9 protein-coding genes are annotated in these 12,539 nt (G+C 55.0%); 5 read left to right on the top strand and 4 right to left on the bottom strand.

Features of this window, described 5'->3' with window-relative positions:
- Positions 1-108 precede the first annotated feature (108 nt).
- Positions 109-1,005 (bottom strand): carboxylating nicotinate-nucleotide diphosphorylase, encoded by an 897-nt coding sequence (nadC, locus tag ACVKSX_RS21835; protein WP_010671835.1) that lies wholly within the window; start codon positions 1,003-1,005, stop codon positions 109-111.
- 198 nt (positions 1,006-1,203) lie between these two features.
- On the opposite strand from nadC, the gene ampD reads away from it, so the two are divergent.
- Both ampD and ampE read left to right on the top strand, forming a co-directional pair.
- Positions 1,204-1,755, top strand: coding sequence for a 1,6-anhydro-N-acetylmuramyl-L-alanine amidase AmpD (ampD, locus tag ACVKSX_RS21840; protein WP_010671836.1), 552 nt, complete (start codon positions 1,204-1,206; stop codon positions 1,753-1,755).
- A gap of 16 nt (positions 1,756-1,771) precedes the next feature.
- Positions 1,772-2,626, top strand: a complete 855-nt coding sequence (gene ampE, locus ACVKSX_RS21845; protein WP_031593556.1) for a beta-lactamase regulator AmpE — start codon at positions 1,772-1,774, stop codon at positions 2,624-2,626.
- Here the strand turns inward: ampE and ACVKSX_RS21850 are convergent.
- The 3 genes from ACVKSX_RS21850 to aroP form a co-directional block, all read right to left on the bottom strand.
- Positions 2,608-3,567, bottom strand: a complete 960-nt coding sequence (locus ACVKSX_RS21850; protein ID WP_010253932.1) for a glycoside hydrolase family 43 protein — start codon at positions 3,565-3,567, stop codon at positions 2,608-2,610. The two genes, ampE and ACVKSX_RS21850, sit on opposite strands and share 19 nt — an antisense overlap.
- Positions 3,564-4,976 (bottom strand): glycoside-pentoside-hexuronide (GPH):cation symporter, encoded by a 1,413-nt coding sequence (locus ACVKSX_RS21855; protein ID WP_010671837.1) that lies wholly within the window; start codon positions 4,974-4,976, stop codon positions 3,564-3,566. The genes ACVKSX_RS21850 and ACVKSX_RS21855 overlap by 4 nt, the downstream gene beginning before the upstream one ends.
- A 198-nt stretch (positions 4,977-5,174) precedes the next feature.
- Positions 5,175-6,530, bottom strand: coding sequence for an aromatic amino acid transporter AroP (gene aroP / locus ACVKSX_RS21860; protein ID WP_010253939.1), 1,356 nt, complete (start codon positions 6,528-6,530; stop codon positions 5,175-5,177).
- Positions 6,531-7,045: 515 nt separating this feature from the next.
- Between aroP and pdhR the strand changes: the two genes are divergently transcribed.
- The 3 genes from pdhR to aceF all read left to right on the top strand — a co-directional run bounded on the left by pdhR (position 7,046) and on the right by aceF (position 12,488).
- Positions 7,046-7,810: a pyruvate dehydrogenase complex transcriptional repressor PdhR gene (pdhR, locus tag ACVKSX_RS21865; protein ID WP_010253942.1), complete on the top strand. Its 765-nt coding sequence runs from the start codon at positions 7,046-7,048 to the stop codon at positions 7,808-7,810.
- Positions 7,811-7,911: 101 nt separating this feature from the next.
- Positions 7,912-10,578 carry a pyruvate dehydrogenase (acetyl-transferring), homodimeric type gene (aceE, locus tag ACVKSX_RS21870; protein ID WP_346554800.1) on the top strand — a complete coding sequence of 889 codons (2,667 nt, stop codon included), beginning with the start codon at positions 7,912-7,914 and terminating at the stop codon, positions 10,576-10,578.
- Positions 10,579-10,592: 14 nt separating this feature from the next.
- Positions 10,593-12,488: a pyruvate dehydrogenase complex dihydrolipoyllysine-residue acetyltransferase gene (aceF, locus tag ACVKSX_RS21875; protein WP_354439038.1), complete on the top strand. Its 1,896-nt coding sequence runs from the start codon at positions 10,593-10,595 to the stop codon at positions 12,486-12,488.
- Positions 12,489-12,539 lie beyond the last annotated feature (51 nt).

A 12,539-nucleotide genomic window follows, 5' to 3' on the forward strand; every position in this document is an offset into this window, starting at 1 on the left:
GGGCAAACTGGAAAGCGTGATGTGAACAGATTTCAGACTTACAGCGCAGTCGAAACTGCGCCGGAAGCAGGGTCGCAAAATCGCCGTGTTGAGTGACGGCGAGGCAGGCTATTTTTGTTTAAAGCGCATCGAGAGATCCAGCGCCCGCACATGTTTGGTCAGCGCGCCAACCGAAACATAGTCCACGCCGGTCAGGGCGATCTGTGGCAGGGTAGTTTCGGTGACGTTACCGGAGACCTCCAGCAACGCCCGACCCTGATTAAGTTCGACGGCGGCACGCATCGCTTCCAGGCTAAAGTTATCCAGCATCACGATATCGGCTTCCGCTTCCAGCGCCTGACGTAACTCCTCCAGCGATTCCACCTCAACTTCAACCGGCACATCGGGCTGCAGCCATTGCGCTCTTTCCACTGCCTGCCGAATCGAGCCGCTGGCAATAATATGGTTCTCTTTGATGAGATAAGCGTCAGAGAGGCCCAGCCGATGATTACTGCCACCGCCGCACAACACGGCATATTTCAGCGCAGTCCGCAGTCCGGGCAGGGTTTTACGCGTGTCCAGCAGTTGCGTCTGGCTTCCCGCCAGCAGCGCGACATAGCGGCTGACTTCGGTAGCAACGCCTGAGAGCGTCTGCACAAAATTAAGCGCCGTTCGCTCGGCGGTCAGCAGCAGCCGGGCAGGCCCCTCGATTTCAAACAGCAGCTGGTCAGCCTCGATCTGATCACCATCTTCGACATGCCAGATCAGGGTCGCGTGCGAGCCGAGCTGAATGAACACCTCTTCAACCCAGCGTTTACCACAGAAAACACCGGCTTCGCGGGTGATGACCTGCGCATCGGCCTGGGTATCGGCGGGTAACAGCTGCGCGGTGATATCGCGGTCAGCGTCGATCTCGCCCCCGAGATCCTCTTTTAACGCCAGCGCAACGCTATCCGGAATGTCACTTTCAATGCGTTTAATCAGCGCCTGACGACGGCTGTCGGGATCATAACCACGGGATGACATAGGCGTTTTACTCCTGAAAGGGGAAATGACAGAGGCGGTCACAATAGCCTGAACCGCCATTCGGTTCCAGCAACTGATAGTATTTTGTTTAGTATCCTTAACACGCAGTGCGTGAATGTCATCAGACCGGCACACTAAGAAGCAAGAATCCTTTATTATTCATGCTATTCTCAGCCAGGTGAAATAAGGAAAACCGCTATGAAAATCAAACAGGGCTGGCTGACCCGCGTGCGTCATGTGCCGTCGCCGCATTGCAACGAACGCCCTGATAATGAGGCACCTTCACTGCTGGTGATCCACAATATCAGCCTGCCACCCGGTGAATTTGGCGGGCCATGGATCGATAAACTGTTCACCGGCACCTTACCGCCCGATGCCCATCCCTATTTTGCGGATATCGCCGCGCTGAAAGTGGCGGCACACTGCCTGATTCGCCGTGACGGGGAGATCGTGCAGTATGTCCCCTTTGATAAACGCGCCTGGCATGCAGGCATTTCGCAGTTCGAAGGACGTGAGAACTGCAACGACTTCTCCATAGGCATCGAACTGGAAGGGACAGACAGTGAGCCTTATAGCGAGGCGCAATATCGGGCCTTGCAGCAGGTGACGCAATTACTGCTGCAACACTACCCGTTAACGCCTGCACGTATCACGGGGCACAGTGACATCGCACCGGTACGCAAAACCGATCCCGGACCTGCTTTTGACTGGGACTACTACAAACAGCTGTTAACGCAGCAAAAATCCTGATTTTTGCGGAGTCAGTATGACGTTGTTTACCTTGTTGTTGGTTTTAGGCTGGGAGCGCCTGTTTAAACTGGGCGAGCACTGGCAGCTCGAACACCGGCTGGAGCCGATCTTTCGCCAGCGCCACCATTTCTCAATGATGCGTACCTTGCTGATGACCGTGCTGGCGATGGCGCTGACCGCGCTGGTGATCTGGAGTCTGAAAGGGCTGCTGTTTGGCGTGCTGCAACTGCTCTTCTGGATTGTTGCCGGACTGCTCTGTATCGGTGCCGGGTCGGTGCGACAGCACTACCACAGCTACCTGAAAGCGGCCAGTCATGATGACGACGCTGCGCATCAGGCGATGGCGGCTGAACTGACGCTGATTCATGGCGTGCCGGTGGAATGCAGCGAGCGCGAGTTCCTGCGTGAGCTGCAGAATGCCCTGATCTGGATAAACTTCCGTTTCTACCTTGCGCCAATGTTCTGGCTGGTGGTAGGCGGTCCATGGGGGCCGGTGCTGCTGGTAGGTTACGCTTTTCTTCGGGCCTGGCAAGGCTGGCTGGCAAAGCATGGAACACCGATGGCGCGTTCACAATCTGGCGTGGATGCCATTCTGCATCTTCTCGACTGGATCCCGGTGCGGCTGGCGGGTGTGGCTTACGCCCTGCTGGGTCATGGCGAAAAAGCGCTGCCCGCCTGGTTTGCTTCGCTGACCGATCGGCATCGTTCTCAGTATCAGGTGCTGACGACTCTGGCGCAGTTCTCACTGTCACGCGATCCGCACACCGATAAAGTCGAAACGCCACGGGTTGCCGTGGCGTTAGCGAAACGTACCTCACTGGTACTGGTGGTCGCTGTCGCGTTGCTGACGATTTACGGCACGCTGGTGTAATCGGCAGGCGGCACGCCGAAATCAGGCGTGCCATCTTCCCGCCAGCTGAAATATTTCAGTCGTGTATGGCGGTTCGGATCCCATAACGGATCGCCTTCAATTTCAGTGTAGTTACGTGCGTGGTACACCAGCACGTCGCGTCCCGCCTCATCCTGGGTAAAACTGTTGTGACCCGGCCCATACTGATGGTTGTCCCAGCTGGAGACAAATACCGGCCGTGCAGATTTCTGCCAGGCGGCAACATCGAGTGGGTCGGCATCAGCAGCAATCGACAGTATTCCCAGACAGTAATTCTCATCGGTGGCGCTGGCAGAGTAGGTCACAAACAGCCGATCCCCGTGACGGATAACCGCCGGTCCTTCATTAACGCTAAAGCCTGCGCACTCCCACTCATATTCTGGCCGGCTCAGCATCACCGGCGTGCCTTTCAGCGTCCAGGGATTAAGCAACTCAGCCAGATAGAGGTTAGAGTTGCCGGGAATCAATGGATCTTTCTGCGCCCAGAGATACCAGTTTTTACCCTGATGCACGAAGTGGGTAGCATCCAGTGAGAAGCTGTCGAACTGGCTGAAGACCCGGCGGCAGGGCTGCCAATCGCCCTGCAGCGGATCTTCCGCCTCACACACCAGCGCATACATCCGGTGCTGAAACAGTCCCTCTTTGATTTCACGCGTCGGTGCTGCCGCGAAATAGATGACCCACTGTCCGTCAATGTAGTGCAGTTCAGGTGCCCAGATTAACTCGCTAAAGGGGCCGCTCTCGGGCTTGCGCCAGACGACTACCGGCTCGGCGCTGCGCAGGCCAGCCAGCGTCGTGGCGCGACGGATCTCCAGCCGGTCATACTCCGGCACCGATGCCACAAAGTAATAGTACTGTTCATGGCGCAGGATAAAGGGGTCGGCACGCTGCTCGATAAAAGGATTCGGCAAGATTGCGGTCATTTAACATCTCCGGTTGGCGTGACAACACCGTCGCGCAGGCGAACGGTGTGTAACTCATGGAAGTTTTCGCGGCGCAGCGCGAGATCCTGCTGGATGGTAATCATCATTTTGCGGTCGACCTTCATCAGTCGTACCACACCGGCGGTAATCAGATAGCCGACACCCGGAATAATGGTGAACAGCAGCATGATGCCGTTAATCGCCTCAGGTGACTGCTGCTTAGCGCCCGCATTGTAGCCATAGATCGACAGCAGAAAGCCGACCATCGCACCGGCAACCGCCAGTCCCACCTTGAGGAAGAACAGGTTGCCGGAGAAGCTAATGCCGGTTATGCGTTTGCCGGTTTTCCATTCGCCGTAGTCATCCACATCGGCCATCAGTGACCAGTGCAGCGGAGAGGGGATCTGATGCAGGATATTCAGTACAAAGTAGGCGACCACGACCATCACGGTGGCGTGGGGATCGATCCAGTAAAAACCGCTGGAGAAGAGTGCCAGCGCGATATTGGTCCAGAAGAAGACTTTGAGTTTGCACCAGCGATCGGTGAGCAGTTTCGCCAGCGTGCTGCCGACCATCATGCCAATCACACCCAGGCTGATAAACAGCGTGGCGAAGTGCGTCGACTGGCCCATGACCCAGGTCACGTAATACATGGTGGCCGCCATGCGGATGAAGCCGGGACAGACGTTACAGAAGGTCAGCAGCAGAATGCGTACCCACTGATCATTCTTCCAGACGTCACGCAGATCTTTTTTCAGGTCATCATTACTCGGCACGGCAGGGCGGATACGTTCACGTACCGTGGCAAAGCAGAACAGAAACATCGCCAGGCCGATGGTTGCCAGTACCGCCATCGCCATCTGGTAGCCGCGCGCTTTGTCTTCGCCACCGAACCACTCTGCCATCGGCAGCAGGGACAGAGAGAGTATCAGCGTAGCGATGCCGACCATGACAAAGCGGTATGACTGGCAGGAGACGCGCTCACCGGGATCGTTAGTAATCACGCCGCCCAGAGAGCAGTAAGGAATGTTAATCGCCGTGTAGGTCAGCGACATCAGGAAGTAGGTGACGAAGGCCCAGATCACCTTGTTGTGATAGGTCCAGTCTGGCGTGGTGAACATCAAAACGCTGAACACCACATAAGGTACGGAAACCCACAGCAGCCAGGGACGAAAACGACCCCAGCGACTCTGGGTGCGATCGGCAATCGCGCCCATAATAGGATCGGTTACCGCATCGAGCACTCTGACCGAGAGCAGCAGGGTCCCCACCAGCGCCGGGGCCAGGCCGAAAACGTCGGTATAGAAGTAGTTCAGGAACAGCATGATGGCACCGCCAATCATGTTGCATCCGGCATCGCCCATGCCATATCCCAGTTTTTCCCGAAACGGGAGGGCTGTACCTTTCATGGTTTTCTCCTGCGCATCCAGTGTGAACAGGAATTATTGGCAGGAAATCAGCGAGATGAACGGGAGTAATTCGTTATGAAGATGGACAAAACAGTTGCGGGGAGAGAAGTGTGAACTGGATCGGGGCAGTTGAGACGGACAGAGAGGCGCGGGTGACGTGCTGCAACCCCGCAGGAGGTCGCAGCACGTGGTAAAGCATCAGGCTTTCTGTGTCTGGTTCTTGATAAAGTAACCCACGCCCAGAATCACCAGCCAGACCGGAATCAGCCAGACAGAGATCGCCATGCCCGGCGTGGTCGCCATCAGTACCAGAATCGCCGCCAGGAAAATCAGGCAAATCCAGTTACCCGCCGGATAGAGCAGCGCTTTAAAGCGGGTGGTTACGCCCTGCTGATCTTTCTTACGACGGAACTTAAGGTGCGCCAGGCTGATCATCGCCCAGTTGATCACCAGCGCAGAAACGACCAGCGACATCAGCAGGCCAAACGCTTCACCCGGCATCAGATAGTTGATCAGCACACACAGCGCAGTGGCGACAGCAGAGACCAGAATCGTTAACACCGGCACACCGCGACGATCGACCTTCAGCAGCGCTTTCGGCGCATTACCCTGCTGTGCCAGACCAAACAGCATACGGCTGTTGCAGTAAACGCAGCTGTTATAGACCGACAGAGCCGCCGTCAGGATCACCACGTTGAGCGCATTCGCCACCATGGCATCGCCCAGTTCGTGGAAGATAAAGACAAACGGGCTGACTTCTGACGTGACACGCGTCCACGGCATCAGTGACAGCAGCACCGCCAGCGAACCAATATAGAAAATCAGAATACGCCACAGCACCTGGTTGGTCGCTTTTGGAATGCTCACTTCCGGGTTATCCGCTTCAGCGGCGGTGATACCCACCAGCTCCAGGCCACCAAACGAGAACATGATAATCGCCATGACCATCACCAGACCGCCGATGCCATGCGGGAAAAATCCGCCCTGTTCCCACAGGTTGCGCACGGTAGCCTGCGGACCCGCGTGACCGCTGAACAGCAACCAGCCTCCGAACAGGATCATGCCAATCACCGCAACCACTTTAACGATGGCGAACCAGAACTCCATCTCACCGAACACTTTCACATTGGTCAGGTTAATGGCGTTAATCATCACGAAGAAGATGGCAGCCGAAGCCCAGGTCGGAAAGTCTGGCCACCAGAACTGGACATATTTGCCAACGGCGGTGAGTTCCGCCATGGCGACCAGCACATAGAGCACCCAGTAGTTCCAGCCCGAAGCGAAGCCTGCAAAGTTGCCCCAGTATTTATACGCGAAGTGGCTGAAGCTGCCGGCGACCGGCTCTTCCACGACCATTTCGCCTAACTGGCGCATGATTAAAAAGGCAATAAAACCGGCAATCGCATAGCCCAGAATTACGGCCGGTCCGGCGGATTCAATGACCGATGCACTGCCCAGAAACAGGCCGGTTCCCACTGCACCACCCAGCGCGATGAGCTGAATATGGCGGTTCTTGAGACCACGTTTCAGCGCTTCGCCTTGCTGTTGTTCCATACAAACCTCGTGATGTTTTTATTCTTCGTTCGCAGCGCAGGACGCTGTAATGAAGTAGTTACAATAACGTATTGATTATTTTACGGTATCTGGCGTACTGAATAGTGCCATCTGCTACCCTGGCGACAAGAATAGTGATAAGCGAATCGCTTTGCACCTGCTTTCGCCTTTCGTGCTGAGAGTTGACTGAAAAAACGCCGTCCTGGTCACGTCTGCCCACAGCAACTTCTGCCATGAAATTCCGTTAATGACGAATAGCTTTCACTTATGTCTGCCGCTGCGCTAACGCGCTAAGCGGGTGTAAGGTTTGGTAAAAGTGAAATTATTTAACATTTGCGGTAACGCGAATTTTTCATTTTTTTAACCGCAAGTTAGCGCCAGCACAGGCTTTGGGGGCAGGTGAATGTCGCAGACACCATATAGACACAAGGTGAATACTTTGTTACTTTACCGGCACCTCTTTGCAATTGGTATTACCAATTTACTCCGGACGATTGGCTTAATAAGAAGGGATGATGGCTTACAGTAAGATTCGCCAACCTAAGCTCTCCGACGCTATCGAGCAACAGCTCGAATCGCTGATTATGGAAGGAACTCTGCGTCCGGGAGAGAAGCTGCTGCCTGAGCGCGAACTCGCCAAACAATTCGATGTCTCACGTCCGTCTCTCCGCGAAGCGATCCAGCGCTTAGAAGCCAAAGGATTATTGCTGCGCCGACAGGGTGGCGGAACGTTCGTGCAGGAGAATCTCTGGCAAAGCTTAAGCGATCCACTCGTTGAGCTTCTCGCCGACCATCCGGAATCACAGTTTGATCTGCTGGAAACGCGCCATGCCTTAGAAGGCATCGCCGCCTATTACGCGGCGCTGCGCGGCACAGAGGAAGACCTGCTGCGCATTCGCGACTGCCATGTGAATATCCAGCAGGCGCAGGACAGCGGCGATTTAGACGCCGAAGCGGACGCAGTGATGCAGTATCAGATCGCTGTCACAGAAGCGGCCCATAATGTTGTGCTTTTACATTTGCTACGCTCAATGGGCCCTATGCTGGAACAAAACGTTCGCCAGAATTTCGAATTGCTCTACTCGCGCCGGGAAATGCTGGCAAAAGTGAGCGGTCACCGCGCCAGAATCTTTGAGGCGATTGTGGCTCGTGAGCCAGAAAAAGCGCGCGAGGCTTCACACCGTCACCTGGCGTTCATAGAGGAAATCTTGCTGGACAGAAGTCGGGAGCAGAGCCGTCGAGAACGCTCCCTGCGTCGTTTACAGCAACGTAAGGAATAACGTGCGACAAAGATCGTACTGACATCAGACGAGCCTGCCTGCATCTGCTTTAACAGGCTCCCGATTATTCAACGTATTAGACACAGATAAGGAACACACCCATGTCAGAACGTTTACACAATGACGTGGATCCGATTGAAACTCGTGACTGGCTACAGGCGATCGAATCGGTCATCCGTGAAGAAGGTGTTGAACGTGCACAGTATCTGATTGATCAGGTACTGGGTGCAGCCCGCAAAGGCGGCGTAAACGTGGCTGCAGGATCTTCTGCAATCAGCAACTACATCAACTCTATTGCCGTTGAAGATGAACCCGATTATCCGGGCAATACCTCTCTTGAACGTCGTATCCGTTCCGCAATTCGCTGGAACGCCATCATGTCGGTGCTGCGCGCATCGAAGAAAGATCTGGAACTCGGCGGCCACATGTCCTCCTTCCAGTCTTCTGCGACGATTTATGAAGTGTGCTTCAACCACTTCTTCCGCGCGCGCAGTGAGAAGGATGGCGGCGATCTGGTCTATTTCCAGGGCCACATCTCTCCCGGCATTTATGCCCGTGCGTTCCTTGAAGGTCGTCTGACCGAAGACCAGATGAATAACTTCCGTCAGGAAGTTGACGGTAAAGGCCTCTCTTCTTATCCGCACCCGAAATTAATGCCGGAATTCTGGCAGTTCCCGACCGTATCAATGGGTCTGGGTCCGCTATCGGCTATCTATCAGGCGAAGTTCCTGAAGTATCTGGAACACCGTGGCCTGAAAGATACCTCTGCTCAGACCGTTTACGCCTTCCTGGGTGACGGTGAGATGGATGAGCCAGAATCTAAAGGCGCGATCACCATCGCGACCCGTGAAAAACTGGATAATCTGGTCTTCATCATTAACTGCAACCTGCAGCGTCTGGATGGCCCGGTTACCGGTAATGGCAAGATCATCAACGAGCTGGAAGGCATCTTTGCCGGTGCTGGCTGGGAAGTGATCAAGGTCATCTGGGGCGGTCGCTGGGATGAGCTGCTGCGCAAAGATACCAGCGGCAGGCTGATTCAGCTGATGAACGAAACCGTCGACGGCGATTACCAGACCTTCAAATCCCGTGATGGTGCCTATGTGCGTGAGCACTTCTTTGGTAAATATCCGGAAACCGCCGCGCTGGTTAAAGATCTGTCCGATGATGAAATCTGGGCATTGAACCGTGGCGGCCACGATCCGAAGAAAATCTACGCGGCACTGAAAAAAGCGCAGGACACCAAAGGCAAGCCAGTACTGATCCTGGCGCATACCATCAAAGGTTATGGTATGGGCGACACCGCGGAAGGCAAAAACATTGCCCACCAGGTGAAGAAGATGAACATGGATGGCGTGCGCTATATCCGTGATCGCTTCAACGTGCCAGTTGCAGATGACAAAATTGAATCACTGCCGTACGTGACCTTTGAAAAGGGCTCTGAAGAGCACACGTATCTGCACGGTCAGCGTGAGAAGTTAGGCGGCTACCTGCCAACACGTCAGCCGAAGTTCACTGAAAAGCTGGAAATGCCAGCACTCGAAGAGTTCAGTGCGCTGCTGGATGAGCAGAACAAAGAGATCTCAACCACCATCGCCTTTGTACGTGCCCTGAACGTGATGCTGAAGAACAAGTCGATCAAAGATCGCCTGGTTCCGATCCTCGCTGATGAAGCGCGTACCTTTGGTATGGAAGGTCTGTTCCGTCAGATTGGTATCTACAGCCCGAACGGTCAGCAGTACACCCCGCAGGACCGCGAGCAGGTTGCTTACTACAAAGAAGACGAGAAAGGCCAGATTCTGCAGGAAGGGATCAACGAGCTGGGCGCAGGTTCATCCTGGCTGGCTGCGGCGACCTCTTACAGCACCAACAACCTGCCGATGATCCCGTTCTACATCTATTACTCGATGTTCGGCTTCCAGCGTATCGGCGATCTGATGTGGCTGGCGGGCGACCAACAGGCGCGCGGCTTCCTGGTCGGCGGCACCTCAGGTCGTACTACCCTGAACGGCGAAGGTTTGCAGCATGAAGATGGTCACAGCCACATTCAGTCGCTGACTATCCCGAACTGTATTTCCTACGATCCTTCTTACGCCTATGAAGTCGCTGTCATCATGCATGACGGTCTGGTGCGTATGTATGGCGAAGCGCAGGAGAACGTTTACTACTACATCACCACGCTGAACGAAAACTACCATATGCCAGCAATGCCCGCTGGTGCAGAAGAGGGTATCCGTAAGGGTATCTACAAACTGGAAACGGTAGACGGCAGCAAAGGCAAAGTGCAGCTGCTGGGCTCAGGTTCTATCCTGCGTCATGTGCGAGAAGCTGCGCAGATCCTGGCGAAAGATTACGGTATCGGCTCTGATGTCTACAGCGTCACCTCGTTCACTGAACTGGCACGTGATGGCCAGGATTGTGAGCGCTGGAACATGCTGCATCCGACAGAAGAAGCGCGCGTACCTTACATCGCTCAGGTAATGAACGACGCACCTGCTGTCGCCTCAACCGACTACATGAAACTGTTCGCTGAGCAGGTTCGTAGCTATGTCCCGGCCAGCGATTATCGCGTACTGGGTACCGATGGCTTTGGTCGCTCTGACAGCCGTGAGAACCTGCGTCATCACTTTGAAGTTGATGCATCTTATGTGGTGGTTGCCGCGCTGGGTGAGCTGGCTAAACGCGGCGAGATCGAGAAGAAAGTGGTGGCCGACGCGATCACCCGATTCAATATCGATGCCGATAAAGTTAACCCGCGTCTGGCTTAAGAGGTAATAGAGTAATGGCTATCGAAATTAAGGTACCGGATATCGGGTCTGACGAAGTTGAAGTCACCGAGATTCTGGTGAAAGTTGGCGACAAGGTGGAAGCCGAGCAGTCGCTGATCACCGTGGAAGGCGACAAAGCCTCAATGGAAGTGCCGTCGCCGCAGGCTGGCGTAGTGAAAGAGATCAAAATCTCTACCGGTGACAAAGTTGAGACTGGCTCACTGATCATGGTGTTTGATGCTGAAGGCGCTGCGGAAGCAGCACCTGCCGCCGCCGAAGAGAAAAAAGCGGACGCGGCGCCAGCCGCTGCTGCGGCCACAGCCAGCAAAGAAGTGGCTGTGCCGGATATCGGCGGTGACGAAGTTGAAGTCACTGAGATCCTGGTTAAGGTTGGCGACAAAGTCGAAGCCGAGCAGTCACTGATTGTGGTGGAAGGCGATAAAGCGTCGATGGAAGTCCCGGCTCCGTTCGCGGGCGTGGTCAAAGAGATCACTATTTCCACCGGCGACAAGGTCAGCACCGGTTCAGCCATCATGGTCTTTGAAGCAGAAGGCGCAGCACCGGCCTCTGACGCAAAGCCAGAAGTGAAAGAAGAAGCGGCATCGGCACCTGCCGCGGCTGCAGGCGCAAAAGACGTTAACGTTCCGGATATCGGCGGTGATGAAGTTGAAGTTACCGAGATCCTGGTCAAAGTTGGCGACAAAGTTGAAGCTGAGCAGTCACTGATTGTGGTTGAAGGCGACAAAGCCTCTATGGAAGTGCCTGCGCCGTTTGCAGGAACCGTCAAAGAGCTGAAAGTGGCGACCGGCGATAAAGTCAGCACCGGCTCACTGATCATGGTGTTCGAAGTCGAAGGTGCTGCTCCGGCTGCCCCTGCGGCCGCGAAACAGGAAGCCGCACCGGCTCCTGCTGCCAAATCTGACGCTAAAGCCGCGGCACCCGCTCCAGCTAAAGCGGATAGCAAAGGTGAGTTCGCAGAGAACGACGCTTACGTTCACGCTACCCCGGTGATCCGTCGCCTGGCGCGCGAGTTCGGTGTTAACCTGGCGAAAGTCAAAGGCACCGGCCGTAAAGGTCGCATTCTGAAAGAAGACGTGCAGACTTACGTGAAAGAGGCCGTGAAACGCGCTGAAGCAGCACCAGCTGCAGCCAGCGGTGGCGGTCTGCCAGGCATGCTGCCATGGCCGAAAGTTGATTTTAGTAAGTTTGGCGAAATCGAAGAAGTCGAACTGGGTCGTATCCAGAAAATTTCTGGCGCGAACCTGAGCCGTAACTGGGTAATGATCCCGCACGTTACGCATTTCGACAAAACCGATATCACCGATCTGGAAGCCTTCCGTAAGCAGCAGAATGCTGAAGCAGAGAAGCGTAAGCTGGATGTGAAGTACACCCCGGTGGTGTTCATCATGAAAGCGGTCGCGGCGGCGCTTGAGCAGATGCCACGCTTCAACAGCTCGCTGTCTGAAGATGCGCAGAAACTGACGCTGAAAAAATATATCAACATCGGTGTGGCGGTTGATACGCCAAATGGCCTGGTAGTTCCGGTCTTTAAAGACGTGAACAAGAAAGGCATCACCGAGCTGTCGCGTGAACTGATGGCGATTTCGAAGAAAGCGCGTGACGGTAAGCTGACAGCGGGCGACATGCAGGGCGGATGTTTCACCATCTCCAGCCTGGGCAGCCTGGGCACTACGCACTTCGCGCCGATCGTGAACGCGCCGGAAGTGGCTATCCTGGGTGTCTCTAAATCGGCGATGGAGCCGGTGTGGAACGGTAAAGAGTTTACTCCGCGTCTGATGATGCCGATTTCTCTCTCCTTCGACCACCGCGTAATCGACGGTGCTGATGGTGCGCGATTCATCACCATCATCGGCAATATGTTGTCTGACATTCGTCGTTTAGTTATGTAAATGTAAAGAAGGCCGGCGGAAGCCGGCCTTCCTGTAACGATTCGTCGCGCC

Source organism: Pantoea sp. PvP021, assembly GCF_054056055.1.